At 68.8% G+C, this 16,183-nt stretch carries 16 protein-coding genes and 1 tRNA gene; 11 read left to right on the forward strand and 6 right to left on the reverse strand.

Features of this window, described 5'->3' with window-relative positions; genetic code table 11:
- The first annotated feature begins 1,044 nt into the window (after positions 1-1,044).
- From L0H79_RS22245 to L0H79_RS13625, 5 genes are all read left to right on the forward strand, one after another.
- Complete coding sequence (locus tag L0H79_RS22245; protein ID WP_367652473.1) at positions 1,045-1,596, forward strand: MauE/DoxX family redox-associated membrane protein; 552 nt, start codon at positions 1,045-1,047, stop codon at positions 1,594-1,596.
- Entirely contained in the window at positions 1,593-2,243 is a 651-nt protein-coding gene (locus L0H79_RS13610) for a hypothetical protein (protein ID WP_301485162.1), read from the forward strand. Before L0H79_RS22245 ends, L0H79_RS13610 begins: the two co-directional genes overlap by 4 nt.
- Positions 2,244-2,671: 428 nt before the next feature.
- Positions 2,672-4,888: an FtsX-like permease family protein gene (locus L0H79_RS13615; RefSeq protein WP_301485163.1), complete on the forward strand. Its 2,217-nt coding sequence runs from the start codon at positions 2,672-2,674 to the stop codon at positions 4,886-4,888.
- Positions 4,879-5,409: an FtsX-like permease family protein gene (locus L0H79_RS13620; RefSeq protein ID WP_301485164.1), complete on the forward strand. Its 531-nt coding sequence runs from the start codon at positions 4,879-4,881 to the stop codon at positions 5,407-5,409. The genes L0H79_RS13615 and L0H79_RS13620 overlap by 10 nt, the downstream gene beginning before the upstream one ends.
- Before the next feature lie 3 nt (positions 5,410-5,412).
- Positions 5,413-6,147, forward strand: coding sequence for an ABC transporter ATP-binding protein (locus tag L0H79_RS13625; protein WP_301485165.1), 735 nt, complete (start codon positions 5,413-5,415; stop codon positions 6,145-6,147).
- 617 nt (positions 6,148-6,764) lie between these two features.
- Here the strand turns inward: L0H79_RS13625 and L0H79_RS13630 are convergent.
- Both L0H79_RS13630 and L0H79_RS13635 read right to left on the reverse strand, forming a co-directional pair.
- Positions 6,765-6,971 (reverse strand): hypothetical protein, encoded by a 207-nt coding sequence (locus L0H79_RS13630; RefSeq protein ID WP_301485166.1) that lies wholly within the window; start codon positions 6,969-6,971, stop codon positions 6,765-6,767.
- Positions 6,968-7,327: a hypothetical protein gene (locus L0H79_RS13635; protein ID WP_301485167.1), complete on the reverse strand. Its 360-nt coding sequence runs from the start codon at positions 7,325-7,327 to the stop codon at positions 6,968-6,970. The genes L0H79_RS13630 and L0H79_RS13635 overlap by 4 nt, the downstream gene beginning before the upstream one ends.
- Before the next feature lie 99 nt (positions 7,328-7,426).
- Between L0H79_RS13635 and L0H79_RS13640 the strand changes: the two genes are divergently transcribed.
- Positions 7,427-7,957, forward strand: a complete 531-nt coding sequence (locus tag L0H79_RS13640) for a tyrosine-type recombinase/integrase (protein ID WP_301485168.1) — start codon at positions 7,427-7,429, stop codon at positions 7,955-7,957.
- Between the two features lie 91 nt (positions 7,958-8,048).
- Here L0H79_RS13640 and L0H79_RS13645 read toward each other — a convergent pair.
- Positions 8,049-8,122: transfer RNA gene (locus L0H79_RS13645), tRNA-Gly, on the reverse strand.
- A 175-nt stretch (positions 8,123-8,297) separates the two neighbouring features.
- On the opposite strand from L0H79_RS13645, the gene L0H79_RS13650 reads away from it, so the two are divergent.
- A complete protein-coding gene (locus tag L0H79_RS13650; RefSeq protein ID WP_301485169.1) occupies positions 8,298-9,143 on the forward strand; it encodes an SMP-30/gluconolactonase/LRE family protein in 846 nt (281 codons plus the stop codon).
- A 97-nt stretch (positions 9,144-9,240) separates the two neighbouring features.
- On the opposite strand, the gene L0H79_RS13655 is transcribed toward L0H79_RS13650, so the two are convergent.
- Positions 9,241-10,866: an ATP-binding protein gene (locus L0H79_RS13655; protein ID WP_301485170.1), complete on the reverse strand. Its 1,626-nt coding sequence runs from the start codon at positions 10,864-10,866 to the stop codon at positions 9,241-9,243.
- 69 nt (positions 10,867-10,935) lie between these two features.
- On the opposite strand from L0H79_RS13655, the gene dcd reads away from it, so the two are divergent.
- The 4 genes from dcd to L0H79_RS13675 all read left to right on the forward strand — a co-directional run bounded on the left by dcd (position 10,936) and on the right by L0H79_RS13675 (position 13,991).
- Entirely contained in the window at positions 10,936-11,514 is a 579-nt protein-coding gene (gene dcd, locus L0H79_RS13660; RefSeq protein WP_301485171.1) for a dCTP deaminase, read from the forward strand.
- 12 nt (positions 11,515-11,526) lie between these two features.
- Positions 11,527-12,234, forward strand: coding sequence for an alpha/beta hydrolase (locus tag L0H79_RS13665; protein WP_301485172.1), 708 nt, complete (start codon positions 11,527-11,529; stop codon positions 12,232-12,234).
- A gap of 234 nt (positions 12,235-12,468) precedes the next feature.
- Positions 12,469-13,428, forward strand: a complete 960-nt coding sequence (locus L0H79_RS13670) for an amidohydrolase family protein (protein ID WP_301485173.1) — start codon at positions 12,469-12,471, stop codon at positions 13,426-13,428.
- Positions 13,425-13,991, forward strand: a complete 567-nt coding sequence (locus L0H79_RS13675; RefSeq protein WP_301485174.1) for a cysteine dioxygenase family protein — start codon at positions 13,425-13,427, stop codon at positions 13,989-13,991. The genes L0H79_RS13670 and L0H79_RS13675 overlap by 4 nt, the downstream gene beginning before the upstream one ends.
- 121 nt (positions 13,992-14,112) lie before the next feature.
- Here L0H79_RS13675 and L0H79_RS13680 read toward each other — a convergent pair whose 3' ends face one another.
- Together L0H79_RS13680 and L0H79_RS13685 are read right to left on the reverse strand one after the other, a co-directional pair.
- Positions 14,113-15,120 carry a LacI family DNA-binding transcriptional regulator gene (locus L0H79_RS13680; protein WP_301485175.1) on the reverse strand — a complete coding sequence of 336 codons (1,008 nt, stop codon included), beginning with the start codon at positions 15,118-15,120 and terminating at the stop codon, positions 14,113-14,115.
- A gap of 52 nt (positions 15,121-15,172) precedes the next feature.
- The coding region (locus tag L0H79_RS13685) for an ABC transporter substrate-binding protein (protein WP_367652472.1) at positions 15,173-16,183 on the reverse strand (1,011 nt) is incomplete at its 5' end.

Here is a 16,183-nt window from a genome sequence, read left to right on the forward strand (position 1 = left end):
AGTAGGGAACGACCTGCACAAACTCACGGACCGACACGACCACGACTCACACCCGCAGGCTGGGACAACATCGCCGAAGCTCTACGACACCACGCACGCGACCCCGAGCGAGCCCTCACATGCCTGCTGACCTGCTAAGACGTGATCTTTCCGAGGCCTTGGGTACGAGCCTGACCCTCCCCTTGCAAAGTGTCGGTGTGAGTTGCGGGAACCTCGTTTGTGCAGGCAGGATGCGGAGGCGGAGGGATGGCGAGACGCCGCCGTGGGCATGCTGAAGGTTGCTCGACAGCCCGTGTGTCGCTGTGCCGAGTTGTCCTTCAGTTCGATGGTGGCCAGTAGGCGGAAAGGGGATCTGGGTCGACAGTGCTCTCATGGCGCGACCGCTCGAACGGGATCACCAACGCCACCGACGCAGGACCGACCCTGCGCCTCGTACCGTAGGTTCGTGCCTGACGGCGCGGTATCGACCTCAGGGATCTCCACTTAACCGGAGCGCTGCCGGTCAAGCCGCTCAATCGGTCCCACCGCGCGGTGTCGCCGCATGTGCGTCTTGGCCGGCTCTGCATCGTGGCGTCAGCGAAGAGCATTGCAGGCGAGGGGATCTGGCGAGGTCGCGGAAGTGCGCGACGCGGCGGGTGGCGACCTGCCTCAGGGCGACTCCGGTTAAGTGGAGATCCCTGATCGACCTAACGTCGGACCCCCTGTCCGGCCGTCTGACGGAGGCCACTACTCCCGAGATGCTCCTGAACTCACCCAGACACACAGGGAGTCTCTGCAGCGGATCGCGGATCGGTTGGCGCACTCCACGCACTCATTCCTCGATGGGTTAAACCAACCGTCCTCGCGCGCACTCTGACGAGTCTCGTCGACCTCTTGACTTGTGCTTTGCTGCGGGTCCACTCTCGGTAGAACTGGTTGCATACGTCTTGTGGTTTCTGGAGTCGCTCGCTCGCCACAGGCTGACTGAGAAGCGGCGGCACGTTGGCCTCACGACACGGTTGTCGGCCGAAGGGAGGGTTGAAAGTGGCCCTGTTTGCCTTCCTCGTGCAGATAGCTGTCGGGGTCACCTTCGTCTACTCCGGTGCCGCCAAGCTGCGCGTCGGCAGGTTCGCCCTCGATTTGGCAGACTACGAGTTGCTGCCGGTTCGGTTGGTACAGCCCCTCGCTGCCGGGCTTCCATGGGTTGAGATCCTCCTTGGAGCCTTGATGCTGGTCGGCGTCGGCGGCGTCCTGCCGCTCTGGTGCGCCCTGATATTGCTCGCGGCCTTTGCACTTGCCATTTCCATCAACCTCCGCCGGGGGTACCGGAACGCGTGTGGCTGCCAGGGATCCACGAAGCCGATCGATTGGAGCCTCGCCTCCCGCAACGTCGTGCTCGCTACGTCGCTTGCGGTGGCCGCCCTGAGCGGTACGCCCCTGCCAGGCCTCCGCGCCCTTGCTGGTGCTCATCCTGAGTTGTCGGCCGGCGCGGCAGTGGCTGCGGTGACGGTGCTCTTGCTGACGTGGGTTGCAGGGCGTCTAGCGCAGAGTGTGCACGAGTTCTCGCGACAACTCAGGCGTTCTCGTATTCCGACATTCGTAGGAGGAGACAGATGAGTGCGCCATGGATAGCCGTGGTCCTCGCTATGGTGATCGTGGTCATTGTGATGGCAGTGGCGCTGATCGGCATCTACACGCAGGTCTCGGCGGCGATGACCCGAGTGGAGGCCTTGCTCGGCCGCATGACGCTGGACGAGACATTCCGCGGCTTGAGCGTGGCCACCGTCGCGCCGCCGCTGCGCCGTTCCCTCGACAGCCCTGGCGCCCGGGAGGACGCCTTGATGCCCGACACCGCCCGACCCCAGCTGGTCGTCTTCGCTGACGCGGGCTGCGACCCCTGCGCCAACCTGATCGAAGAAATCCGTATGAGCTCCGCCGACTTTTCCGGTGTCGAAGCGGTTGTTGTCACCAAGCGACGCGCTGATGATCCTTTGCCGCCGTTGCCCACTCCGTGGGAGGTTATCCGTCAAGACGGCAGCGTCTCGCGTGACTTCAATATCTCCGCGGTCCCATACGCCTACGCCATCGCCGCGGACCGCATGATCGTGGCATCGGGCATCCCGAACACCGTAGCCGACCTACAGATGATGATGCTTCGGCTGGCGCCAGCAGCACGTTCAGATCTTCAAGCCATAGGTCTCGTCGGCGTCTCGGATGACGCACACACTGCCCACATCGATTCAGGAGGAGGAGCGACACGATGAGCGATCACGAAGTTGACCAACGCGCCCAGAAACAGCGGCCCGCGCAGGAGAGCCGTAGGTCGTTTCTGCGTAAGGCAGGGATGACACTAGGCGCCGGAGTGGGCATTGCGCTGATCCCAGCAGGCACCGCAATCGCGAGCAGCCACTCCCGCGTGATCCGCGGCGATGGCAAGTCGATCATGGTGCCGGACGCGTGCGGGCAGTGCTGCAAGAGCACCTGCAGGTCATGCCCCGCCGGACAGCATGCCTACAAGTGTTACGACAACTGTTGCCACACCAGCTGTTGCCAGTGCTTCTACACGACATCGAGCAATTGCTTCCTGCCCGCGGGGCCCGTCTGCTGTTGACGTCCGCCGATCACGTGACCGCACGGCCCGCACAGTTGCGTGATCGCCCCTGTCCTCGCCTTGCTTCACTCAGGAGGTGGCGTGCTGGAGTTCGTGTGGAGCCAACTGCGCCGGCGCGCCGGGCGGTCAGTGACCCTCCTGCTGGGGATCTTCGTGGTCGCCGCAAGTTTCACGGTGCTCACCGGAGCGGTGGACACCGCACAGGTCCGCACCATCGGCACAGTGGGGCACAATTACCGGTCTGTCTACGACATCCTGGTGCGACCGCACGGTTCGACCACCGCCTTGGAGCGCAGCCAAGGGTTGGTGCGCGCCAACTATCTGTCCGGCATCTTCGGCGGGATCACGGTGGACCAGTACCACGCCATCGCACGGATTCCGGGTGTTGACGTCGCGGCGCCGATCGCCATGATCGGCTACGTGCTGCCGTTCTGGGGCATCCCGATCGATGTCACCGATCTGCTCGGCCCGGCCACCCGCCAAGTGCTCCGGATCGAGCAGACCTGGACGGCGCAGAACGGGTTGTCGATCTTGCATGACTTTCCCAACTTCGTATACGTCACGCGTCATCCGTTCTCGAAGAACACCGGCGAGGGATGGGTCGAACAGGCACCTGACGTGCCGCCAGACACTGACGTGTGCAGCCACTTCCAGGCTGCCCTACCACCACGCAGCGGCCCGTTCGATCCGTACGGCCGAACCTTCCTCACCTGCTGGTCGCTGGCCGGCCAGAACTCTTTGACCGAGGACGTGAGCCAAGGTCTCGGGCTGCCGCCCGGCCATGTCGGATCGGGGGTGAACTCGTTGTTCCCGTTCCTGCTCGCCGCGGTCGACCCAGTCCAGGAGGCGAGGCTCGTCCATCTGGACGACGCCGTGGTGAGCGGGCGGTATCTCCGTCTCACCGACCATGTACAGGTCCGCCAGGTCACCGGCTTCGGCCACCCCATGGTGCCGGTCATCGCGGCCACCCGCCCTTTGGTCGATGACCGCTTGACCGTCACGATTCGCCGGGTGGTCGACACCTCCCCGCGCACGTTGTTCCAGGACGTGACAACGGGCGATCCGTTCCACACCCTCTCGACGCTGCCGGGAGTGGTGCTCGGGCAGCGGCAGTTCGAGCCCGACGCAGCCTACGAAGGACTGTTGCAGGCGCCCCTACAGCTGAACAACTTCTGGACGAGCTCCCCGACCAGCTACGAGCAACTCGGCCCTCGACGGCTCACTCCGCGCGAGGTCCAGAATGACCCGGCCCATGTCTGGCAGGACGCCTTCTCCGGCTACTACCCAGCTCCGCTCGACAATGCCGACACGGCGTTCCGCATGCTGAAGGAGCACGTCGGCTCCAGTCGGATCGAGAACAACACCGTCCTCGCGCCCGAAGCCCAGCTCGTGGGCCGGTTCGACGCCGACAAGTTGCCCGGCTTCAACGCACTGACGCAAGTGCCGTTGGGGGCCTATCACGCGGCGGAGGCCACAGGGGCCGACGCCCGCAGCCGTCAGTTGCTCGGAAATCGGCCGCTAGTCCCGGATGAGAACCTCGCGGGGTACCTGCAGCCGCCGCCCCTGCTGCTCACCACGCTTGCCTCGCTGCCGATCTTCGACAATCCCCACGTCTTTACTGGGGTTGGCAAAGGCGCCCCCATCAGCGTGATCCGGGTGCGCGTCGGCGGCTTGGAGGGCCCGGTTCGACAGCAGCTCGCCCGCATCCAGCAGGTCGCCGGTGGCATCCATGACGTCACCGGCCTCGACGTCGACATCACTGCCGGGTCGTCGCCAACCGCCATGACCGTCGAGCTACCTGCCGGAAAGTTCGGCCGACCGCCGCTCAGCCTCTCGGAAGGCTGGGTCAAGAAGGGCGTCGCCGTTGAGGTGCTGACGGCGACCGACCGCAAGAGCCTCGCGTTGTTCACCCTGCTGTTCGTCGTCTGCACACTCTTCATCGCGAACGGCGCCGCAGCGTCCGTCCGCGGCCGGCGCCACGAGCTCGGGGTCCTGGCCTGCGTCGGATGGCGGCCACGCGAGATATTCTGCGCCGTCATCGGCGAGCTCGTCGTCATCGGTTGGTGGGTGGCGCCGCCGGGGTGGCCCTTGCCTGGCCCGCGGCCCAGGCGGCTGGTGTGCGTCCTTTGCCGTTCCTCGCAGGACTCGTCGCCCCTGCCGCGGTCGTGGTGGCCGTCCTTGCCGGGCTGTTGCCGGCGATCCGCGCTACCCGGGCGGAGCCCGCCGACGCCGTCCGCCCCGGGGTGGCGTCCTGGCGTCGGGTGCCGTCGCCTCGCCACCTCGGCTCGATGGCCTTGACGAACCTGCTGCGTGTCCCCGGCCGCACCCTCGGCGGCGTGGTCGCCCTCGCGGTCGGCGTGGCGGCGCTGACCCTGCTGCTCGGTGTCACTCAGTTGTTCCAAGGTGCCGTGGTTGGCTCACTACTTGGCAACGTCATCGCCGTGCAGGTCCGCGGCGTCGACTACGCTGCCGTGGTCATCACGACCTTGCTCGGAGCTGCTGCCGTCGCCGATGTTCTCTACCTGGGTATCCGCGAACGGGCCACGGAACTGGCCACTCTAACGGCCACGGGTTGGCGACCCAGCTCCCTCACTCGTCTCATCCTCACAGAGGCGCTCTGTGTGGGGCTGCTCGGCAGCGCCCTCGGCGCCGGGATTGGGCTCGGGGTCGTCACCACACTCGGCGCAACACCAAACCAACTAGTTGTACCAGCGATGCTCGCTTTGGCCGCCGGAGTCGTTGCGACGATGGTGGCCAGCCTGTTGCCCAGCCGAGCCGTGCGTCGGCTGCCCGCCGCGATCGTCCTGGCAGAGGAATAGCCCATGGCGCAGCCGCCGCCTGCCCCGACCGGGTCCAATCTGGAGTCCCTGCCGGGCGGCGCCGACGTCGAGCTGGCACACGTGAGCCGGATCTACCAGGTCGGTGACGGCACCACGCTGACTGCAGTCGACGACATCAGCGGCATCTTCGCGGCTGGCAGCGTCAACGCGATCACCGGAGCGTCCGGGTCCGGCAAATCGACCCTGCTGCACCTCATCGGCGCGATAGACCGTCCCGACTCAGGCACAGTCGTCGTGGATGGCACCGATCTGGCCGGGCTGGGTCGGCGCGCGCTTGCCGACTATCGTCGTAGCATCGGCTTCGTCTTCCAACGCTTCAACCTCCTGCCGACCCTGACCGTGCTCGCCAACGTGATCGCACCCGTCATCCCGTATCGCACGGGGTACGACAAGAAGCGGCGCGCGCTCGACCTGCTCGAGCAGGTCGGCCTCGGGCAACGCGCTCGCGACCTACCCTCGCATCTCTCCGGTGGCCAACAACAACGCGTCGCGATCGCCCGCGCCTTGGTCAACGAGCCGCGTCTCATCCTCGCGGATGAACCGACCGGCAACCTCGACACGGCGACCGGCCGTGAGATCGTCGACCTGCTGCTCTCGCTACGAGACGGTTTCGGAGTCACGATCGTGCTCGCAACGCACGACCTGCTCATCACGGAGCGCTGCGACCGCTCCATGCGCCTGCAAGACGGACACTGCGTCGACGACGCCACCCCATGATGGCCACCGCCCGGGGCATGGTCGAAATCGCCAATCGTCTATGGCGGCAGGGCTGCTGCGTCGTGACGTGTATCGCTCCGTTTCGCCTGGGCGTCGAAGAGTGCGCTCACCAAGGTGGGGGTGAGGATCGAAGGGGCGTCTCGCGCGCGGGGTGCGTAGTCGTCATCGTGCTCCCACTGGAATCGGGCCCGTTGGCCGGGGCGCAGCGGTGCTGCCCGGTCGACAACTGTCGACGCGGCGGCCCGCCCGGACGGTCCCGATCGCGGGTAAGCCGCCCGTCACGGGGTGGTCGTTAAGGACAGGCTGGCTGGCCGTCGGGTGGCACCTGGCGGAGCCCCATACACCCGATCGGGCCCGTCCGTGCGGTCGTCTGGCCGTGGGGTGCGCGCAGGGACCGGCCGTCAGGCCGCATGCCCGGCGCGCGGGGGCCCCGCGGGCCGGGGGGGGGGCGGGGCGGGGGCGGGGGCGCGTGGGGCGGGCGGGGGGGGGCGGCCTGGGCCGGCCGCCCTGCGGGATTCCCGTGGGGGGGGGGGCCCGGCGGGCCGCGCCGGCGGAGCCGGCGCCTTGATCCCATAGAGGTCAATTCGGCAGGCGTGATGAAGGTCGCCCGGCTTTGGCTATCCGAGCAGTGCTGCCGCGATCGCGGTGAGGACGGCGATCGCCCCGAGCACGGACGCGCTCGTCGCTAGGCCGAGGTGCCGGGTCGCGTTGGCCTCGGACTGGTCAAGCTCGGCCTCGAGCTGACGAATTTGCTCGCCCAGATCTTTCGCCTCGTCCTGCCTGGTCTTCCTGGTCGTCCTGGTCTTCCGGCGGCTGCTGGTCATGAGGCCCACTTGTCCCGCTCGCGAGCAACCGCAGGTGCCACTGCGTTGAGGCGCCGGTGGAGCGAGTCGATCCGGGCCAGCAGGACCCGTGAGCGCATCTGGTCGTCGTGGACGCGGAAGTCGCAGACGATGGCCCGCACCCACGCGATGATGCCGAGGACCGTGAGGATCGCAACGAGCGGCCCGGGCTGCCCAGCCTGACCGGCAGCACCGAGGCGGTAGGTCGTGTAGCTGAGGACCGCGGCCACGGTGACCAGACGCGCGGCCCGACGTAGGGCCCGCAGACGAGACCTGCGGCGCTGCTCGAAGTAGATCGTCGTGACCGCCGAAGGGTCGACGGTGTGTTGTCTGGGCATGTGGCGCTTCCGAGCGAGGAGGATCGCCCCCGGCTGGAAGGCTGTCGAAACGTAACAAGCCAGCGCAGCCGCTAGCAAATCGGGGCCTTTCGCGGGTCTTTGCGTTGGGGCGAGTTGATGGCCCTGACTCGGGCCGACATTGACCAGGAGTCGATGACGCTGGTCGTCAGGCGCTCGGTCGTCGAGGTAGGTGGGCAGCTCGTCGTCAAGTCACCGAAGACAGCTGCTGGCCGGCGGTCGGTTGCTTTGCCGTCCGTTCTGCGCGGCCAGCTCGAGAGACACTTGTCCGTCTACGCCGAGCCAGGAGCTGATGGGCGCGTGTTCGTGGGGGAGAAGGGAGCGACTCCGCGGCGGGCGCACTTCGTGAAGATCTGGCGAGCAGCCAAGCAGGGAGCAGGGGTCGACAAGTCCGTCCACTTCCATGACCTTCGCCATACGGGGAACCACTTCGCGGCCGCCTCGGGTGCTTCCACGCGCGAGCTGATGGCGCGCATGGGGCACGCGAGCATGCGGGCGGCCCTGATCTACCAGCATGCGACAGTCGAGCGAGACCGAGTGATCGCCAAGGCTCTCGATCAGCTCGTGGAGGGGGCCAGTCACGGGCTTGATGACGGGGTGCAAGGCTCATGATTGGGCACGGATTGGGCACGAACGGCCTCGAACGCACGAGCTCCGCCGCGGGCCTCGTCCCGGAAAGGGCGTCTGACCTGCGGCGGAGTCGTGGAGCGAGCGACGGGAATCGAACCCGCGTATCCAGCTTGGGAAGCTAGCGCTCTACCATTGAGCTACGCTCGCGAGACCGCCCACCAGGGCGCTGGAGGCGGCACGCGGCGTCAGTGTAGCCGACACCGCGCGCCGGTCACGAAAGGCTCTCCCGCGTCGGCGTGATCGGCGCACACAACCGGCCAGCAGGCCCATCGGACCAGGTCGCGCGGGGAGCGCCAAGACTGCGTTGGGTCATGATGGGGCCATGAGCGACCTCGAGCAGATCACCGACCCGATCGCCTACCACGCCGAGGGCCCGGTCTGGTCCGACACGTGGGGCGGCCTGCGCTGGGTCGACATGCTCGCCGGCGACTTGCTCACCCTCCGCGCCGACGGCACTGTCGACCGCATGAACGTCGGCAGCAAGATCGCGGCCTTCGTCCGGCCTCGCAGCGGCGGCGGCTACGTCGTCGGCACCGAGCGGGGCATTGCCGTCTCGGACACCCCCGACGACCGGCCCCGGCCACTGCTCGAGATCTGGCAGGACACCGGCATCCGGATGAACGAGGGCGGCTGCGACCCATGGGGCAACCTCTACTGCGGGTCGATGCCCTACGACCGCACCGAGGGTGCGGCCTCGCTCTACCGCGTCACCCCGACCGGCGAGGTCACCGTCGTCCTGCCCCAGGTCACCACCTCGAACGGCATCGACTTCTCACCCGACGGCACCCGCGCCTACTACAACGACACGCGCACCCGGCGCACCGACGTCTTCGACGTGGTCGACGGCGGACTGACCAACCGCCGCGAGTTCCACGAGGCGCAGGGCACTTCCCCCGACGGGCTCACCGTCGACTCCGCGGGCAACGTCTGGGTCGCGCTCAACAGGGTCGGAAAGGTTCGCTGCTACTCGCCGAGCGCCGAGATACTCCACGAGGCCCAGCTACCGCTCCGGCTCGTCACCGCGTGCACGCTGGGCGGCGCCGACGGGCGCGACCTGTTCATCACGACCTCCCGCGAGAACCTCGACGACCCTGAGCCGCAAGCCGGCTCGGTCTTCCGGATGCGCGTCGAGGTGCCGGGCAAACCGACGCTTCCGTTCGGCGGCTGACCCGCCGGCTCCGTGCCCGGTCGCGGCCGTGCGTGGTTGTGGTCGTGATAGTGACGCAAACCACGCACAACCCCGAGCGGTATGCCGCTCAGCGGGCTCACGCACGCGGCCGACCCCCGGCTCGGGGGGCGTACGCGAACCAGCCGACGCCACGCCCGCCCCGGTAGACGCCCGGCATCCGGCCGGGGCGAGGAACTGGGCCAGGACCCAGCATCGCCGATCCCGCACCAGGCTCCCCGCGCTCATCGGGTCCGCCCGGCCCGCGCTCACCCGGTCCGCCCTCGTCGAACCCTCCCTCCTCACCAGACCAGCCCGCATCGCCCGCCACCCCGAGCAGACTCCGCGTCAGCACCTCGGAGTCGGACAACAGCTGGTCGAGGGCCGCCGCGAGGTGCTCGTCGGACGGGGCCGTGCCGGCCAGCGCCGCGTGCAGCACCGCCCGGCGCACGAGTTCCTTGGCGAACGAGGCCGGCGTCCCCTCCGACCGCGCCGCAGCGGCAGCGAGCGCGTCCTCGGTGAAGAGCTGGGCGGCATACAGGCGATAGAGCGCGAGCCGGCCGACCTCGTCGGGCAACGGAATCTCGACGGCGAGGTCGACCCGCCCAGGGCGCTGAGCCAGCGCGATCTCCAGGTCGGCGACGCGGTTGGTAGTGAGCAGGAAGGCGACATCGGCGTCGGCGTCGAGACCGTCGAGGGTGTCGAGGACCTCGAAGAGGAGCGGCTGTGGGCCGATCGCGAACGACCGGTCCTCGGCGATCAGGTCGCAGTCCTCGAGGACGACGATCGCCGGCTGGTGGGCGCGGGCCACCTTGGCCGCGGAGTGGATGTGCTCGAGCGACCCGCCGCTCAACAGCACCGCCGTCGTGCCGGGGGTCGAGCTGAGCAGGTGGCGCACCGTGTGGGTCTTGCCCGTGCCCGGTGCCCCGTAGAGCAGGACACCGCGCTTGAGGTGCTGCCCGTGCACGCGCAGATGCTCGCGCTGCTCGCCGATGCCGACCACGTGCGCGCGGATCCGGTCGAGCACGCCGTCGGGTAGCACGACGTCCTCGGCCGACAGCGAGGGCCGCTCGACGAACGTGATGCCCGCCATGCCGCGCCCGTACGGGTCGGACGCGAAGGTGATGATCTGACCGCGCAGCACGCTGCGCTCGTCCATGAGCGCGCGGACCCGGTCGATCACCGCCTCTGCCACCGAGCGCTCCGGCGCGACGACCTCGACGAGCGCGTCCTCCCGCCCGTACTGCGGCGCGACCCCCTGCACCCGCACGACGACCGGCGTGCCGTCGAGGTGGAAGAGGTGCACGCCCGATGAGACGACCTGACGCCGGTCCTCGGGCCCGGGACCAGTCGGCAGCTGGGCGTAGTCGACCTGCCCGACCCGCACACCGCCACCCCACGGCCCGCCGACCTGGAGCAGGTCGCCGAACGTCATGTGGTGGCGCATGTCGCCGGCGACCCCGACGATCCGAGCGCCCGGATCCTCCCCGGCCAGAGCTGCGAGCGCGATGTCGGCGTCGACGACCCGGTGCGGCGGCACGACCTCCGAGACGACCGGCAGGCCACGCGCGCCGATCCCGAGATGCCCCGATACCGCCTGTCGCAGGCTCTCGCCGTCACTCTCGTCGTCGCCGAACCGCTGCAACGCCACCTCGACGAACCTGCGGAAATCGCGCATGAATCCGAACAGCTCGTCATCCCGCGGCGCCGCGTCGATCTCTCCCATGTGTTCACCGTAGGCGACACCGCCGACACACCTCCGGGAGCCCAGGCCCGCCTCCATTAGTCTCGGGCTGTGCTGCTCTCAGACAAGGACATCCGCGCGGAGGTCGACTCGGGGCGGGTCGTCCTCGACCCGTGGGATCCCGAGATGGTCCAGCCCTCGAGCGTGGACGTGCGCCTCGACAGGTACTTCCGGCTGTTCGACAACCACAAGTACCCCTACATCGACCCGGCGGCCGAGCAGCCCGACCTGACCCGCCTCGTCGAGGTTTGTGGTGAGGACGACGCGTTCGTCCTGCACCCGGGTGAGTTCGTCCTGGCCTCGAGCTTCGAGACGATCACGCTGGCCGACGACCTCGCCGCTCGGGTCGAGGGCAAGAGCTCGCTCGGCCGGCTCGGCCTGCTCACACACGCGACCGCCGGCTTCGTCGACCCCGGCTTCTCCGGGCACGTCACGCTCGAGCTGTCCAACGTCGCCACCCTGCCGATCAAGCTCTACCCCGGCATGAAGATCGGCCAGCTCTGCTTCTTCCGCCTCAGCTCCCCGGCCGAGCACCCTTATGGCTCAGGCACCTACGGCTCGCACTACCAGGGCCAGCGCGGTCCGACGGCGAGCCGCTCGTTCCAGAACTTCCACCGCACACCCGTCTGACGAGAGGCCCGTATGCCGCTCACCTCCCTCTCGTGGGACGCCGCCCCCGCCGCACCGGGCGCCGTGGCGCTGCTCCTGCACGGCGGCTCCATCGAGGGCCGGCAGGCCAACCGGCCCTGGTCGCACAACGTTGCCCGGCTCTATCCGATCGCGCGCGCGGTCGCTGCGGCGTCCACTCCGAAGCCGCTCGCGGTGGCGCGGCTCCGGTTCCGGTGGCGCGGATGGAACGGTGACGAACGGTCCCCCGTCGGCGATGCGCGCTGGGCCCTGGACCAGGTGCGGGTGCGCTACCCGGGTGTGCCGATCGCGTTGGTCGGGCACTCGATGGGCGGTCGGACCGCGATCTACCTCGCCGACGAGTCGGACGTGCGCCTGCTCGTAGGCATCTCCCCGTGGATCGAGGCCGGTGACCCGCTGCCCGTCGGCAGGGACCTGACGACGGTCCTCATCCACGGCGATCGAGACACGATCTGCCCGCTCTGGTTCTCGCGTGAGACGGTCGAGAAGCTCCGTGCCGAGGGTCATGGCGCGGCGCTGATCCGGGTCGCCCGCTCCGACCATGCGATGCTGGTCCGGGCTCGGCTCTGGTCGCGCCTCGTCACGGACGTCGTCGTTGCCGGCCTTGCGGATGAGCTGGGGGGTGCCGTTCCGCCGTGGCCCGACCCGGTCCGGTCTCTGGCCGAGCGGACCGTGGGACCGGGCGGCATCTACGACATCTGAACCCCGCCGGATCAGCTCAGGCGGCCCCGCGGGCGTCAGGCGGGGCCCCGCGGGCGTCAGGCGGGCACCGCAACACACCGAACGACCGCAAGATTCGGCGGATGCAGCCGTCGATCCTTGCCGCTGCTCGGTGGGTCTCGAACCAAGGTGTGGCGGCGGCCACAGGGCCAGGGTTGACGAAAGAGAACTTAAGCGATTCACTGAAAGGGTTCACTGAATCGATTAAGGATGCTCATGCCCCCGCCGACCATCGACCTGCACCAGCACCTGTGGGGCCGAGCCTTCGTCGAGGTGCTCCGACGCCGCGGCCGCGCGCCGAGGCTCGACGGCTGGACCCTGTACCTGCCGGATGAGCCGCCCAGCGAGCTCGACTCCGCGGAGCACGATCCCGAGGCTCGGCTCGCGCTCGAGCCGCAGGACCGGGCGATCATCGGCCTGAGCCTGTCCGCCCCACTCGGCCTGGAGTACCTACCCCCGCAGGAGGCGGCACCGTTGCTCGAGGCATGGCACGCGGATACCGCCGCACTGCCCGCGCCGTTCCGGCGGTGGGTCTCGGTTGGACTCGTCGAGCCGGACCTGGCCGCCGCCAAACAGCTCCTCGCCGAAGACGTCCTCGGCCTGCAGGTCCCTGCGACCGCACTCACGACCCCCGCCGCCCTCGAACGGATCGCCCCGCTGTTGGTCGTCTGCGAGGAGGCAGACCGACCGGTGCTCGTCCATCCGGGTCCAACAGGCCCCCTCGATGCAGATGGCCGATCCATGCCCCGACGCGAGCTACGGGACACGGCAGCCTCGCGCAGTCTGCCCCCGTGGTGGGTGCCGGTCGTCGACTATCCGGCCCAGCTGCAGGCCGCCTGGTGGGCCTGGCACGAGACCGGTCGAGCGCTGCTGCCGAGCCTCCGGGTGTGCTTCGTCGCGGGCGCCGGGCTCGCACCGGTGCACCATGAGCGGCTCGCAGCGCGCGGCGGCACGATCCGGCGCATCGACCCGGACGTCTTCGTCGAGATCTCGTCGTACGGCCGTCAGGGCGTCGACGCCCTGGTCCGCGCCCTCGGGATCGACGTCGTGGTCCTCGGCAGCGACCGGCCCTGGGCGGCGCCTCCTGACGTCGCCGCGCTCGGGCTCGGCGAAGCGGCCGTCCGAGCCATCACGAGTACCAACCCAACCCGACTCCTGGAAGGAGGCAGACCATGACTGCCATCGCCCCCAACCCCCACGACACGGTCCTGCCCGCTCGACGTGCCGCCGTCATCGACGAGGTGCCCACGGGGGTCACCCTCGACACGCTCCCTGGCCGCGACCTCGACGAGGCCGAGCTGCTCGAGCTCGCGACCGCGACGGCCCGAGACTCGCAACGGTGGGCCCACGAGGTCGCGTTCGACGACGAGCACCGGCACTACGTCTCGCTGCACCGAGACACCCACGTCGACGTCTGGGTGCTGTGCTGGACGCCGCGCAACGACACCGGCTGGCACGACCACGACATCTCCTCAGGAGCGGTCGCCGTCGCGACCGGCACGCTGACCGAGCACAACCTTGCGGTCGGCATGCCGTCCGTGCAGACCGAGGTCACCGCTGGGCATGCGTACTCCTTCGGGCCGGACCACATCCATCGGCTCGTCGGGCGCGACCCCGGTTCGGTCTCGATCCACGCCTACTCACCGCCGTTGTGGCGGATGGGGCAGTACGCCATCTCAGACGACGGGGTGCTGCGGCGGGTGTCGGTGTCCTACGCGGACGAGCTGCGCCCGATCTGAACCGGTGCACTCTCGATCGGGACAAGTGCACTCTCGATCAGGGGTGGTGCACTCTCGATCGGGACAAGTGCACTCTCGATCTGAACTGGTGCACTCTCGATCTGAACTGGTGCACTCTCGATCAGGAGTGGGGGGCGCCGACGGAGCCGCCCGGCACGGGCGTCGGCGAGATCACCTGGCGGCGGCTCCGCGTGCCCTCGTCGATGGCGCGCTCGAGGGTCCGCGTGACGGCGTCCACGAGACGGTCCATCGGCCAGTGGTAGGTCGTCAGCGGCGGCACGAGCAGGCGCGAGACGGGCGCGTCGTCGTAGCCGATGACCGAGATGTCGTCCGGGATCGACAGACCGAGCTCACGCCCGGCGGCGTACACTCCCCACGCCATCGAGTCGGCCAGGCAGAGGAACGCGGTCGGTGGGTCGTCCCCGGCGAGCTCGGCGCGGACCACAGCGCACGCGGCGTCGAGCTCGTGCGGGGACTGCACGACGCGGGCTGACACGCCCAGCTCGGCACTGACCCGGGCGACGACGGCCTCGGCGGGGCGGTCCGGCGTGTCGAGGCCGATCGGAGAGAGCACGTCGACCCGTTCGTGGCCCGCCGCGGCAAGCTGGCCGAGCCCATCGGTGACCCCGGCCACGTTGTCGTAGACGATCTCGGCCGCCGTTCTGGCGGCCGGCAGGCCGTCGCCGATCGCGACGACCGTCGCGCGGTCGGCGACGTCGGACCACTCCTGCGCGGCCGGGTCGAGGGGCATGACCACGATGGCGTCCGCGCGAGTCTCGACGAGGCGCTGGGCCAGCGCGAGCTGGACTGCCGGATCCGACCCGGCGTCCATGATCACCGCTTGGCGGCCGGTCTCCGGCAAGGCCTGCACGAGGGCCGCCGTGACGGCTCGCTGCCAGCTGTCCTCGAGCGACCCGCACAGCAGACCGATGGTGTCGGTCCGGCCGGAGGAGAGCGCCCGGGCGATGGGGTTGACGGTGTATCCGAGCCGGTCGGCCACCTCACGGACCCGCTCCTGAGTCTCCTCGGGGACCTGCAGCCCGCGCAGTGCGTAGGAGACGGCTGCCGTGGACAGGCCGGTCTCCCGGGCGATGTCGGCCAGGGTTGGTCGCCGGCCCGGTGGGGTCATGACTCCACGGTAGTCGGCGGGCACGGGTCCCCGCCCCGCCGCGACCTTCCGGTCAGCTCAGACCGTTGCTCGACAGGAACTCCTTGGCGACGGTGGTCGGGTCCTTCTTGTCGATGACGACCTGCTTGACCAGGTCGGTCAGCGTCTCGGTGTCGAGCTTTGCCGACACGGCGTTGAGGGCGCCACTGACGGTGTCGTTGACCTTGGACTTGCGGATCAGTGGCACGACGTTCTGGGAACCGAACAGGCCCTTCGGATCATCCAGCACGACGAAGTTGTTGACCGGGATGTTCGGGTCCGTCGTGAACAGGTTGCCCGCGTCGATCTGTCCGTTCTTCAGGGCCTGGACCGTGAGCGGGCCCCCGGCGTCGAGTGGCTTGAACGACTTGAACGTCAGGCCGTAGACCTTCTTCAGGCCGGGCACGCCGGTATCGCGGGTCTTCCACTCTGGGGGGCCGCCGAGAACCATGTCCTTGGCATGGGGCGCCAGGTCCTCGATCGAGGTGAGGTCGTACTTGTCGGCGGTCGCCTTGGTGACGACGAGAGCGTCCTTGTCCTCAGCGGCGGACTTGTCGAGCACCGTCAGGTCCGGCGGCAGCGCGGCCTTGAGCGCCTTGAAGGTGCTCTCCGAGTCGCCCACCGTCGCACTCTTGTCGAAGTACTGGAGCAGCACGCCGGTGTACTCCGGGACGAGGTCGATCGAGCCGTCCTGCAGGGCCGGTATGTAGACCTCCCGGCTGCCGATGTTCGGCTTGGTGGCTACCTGCAGGCCCTTTGCCTGCAACGCCCCCGCGTAGATGTCCATGAGCAGCTCGGACTCCGGGAAGTTGGCCGACCCGACCGTGATCGTTCCCGACGCCGATTCTGCGGTCGGCCCGCTGAGCGGGTTGTCGTCGCCGCCACCGCTGCCGCAGGCGGACAGGCCCAGCATCGCGGCGGCGGTCACCGCAGCCAGGGCGATCTTCGAGGGTTTCATCATGTTCACTTCCTGTGTGTCGAGCAGGGTCTTCAGGTCGAGCGTGCTGAGTGCGAGGGCCCGGGGTGCCGGGTGCGAGGGCCGGTG

This window comes from Intrasporangium sp. (assembly GCF_030452765.1).
Classification (GTDB): domain Bacteria; phylum Actinomycetota; class Actinomycetes; order Actinomycetales; family Dermatophilaceae; genus Intrasporangium_A.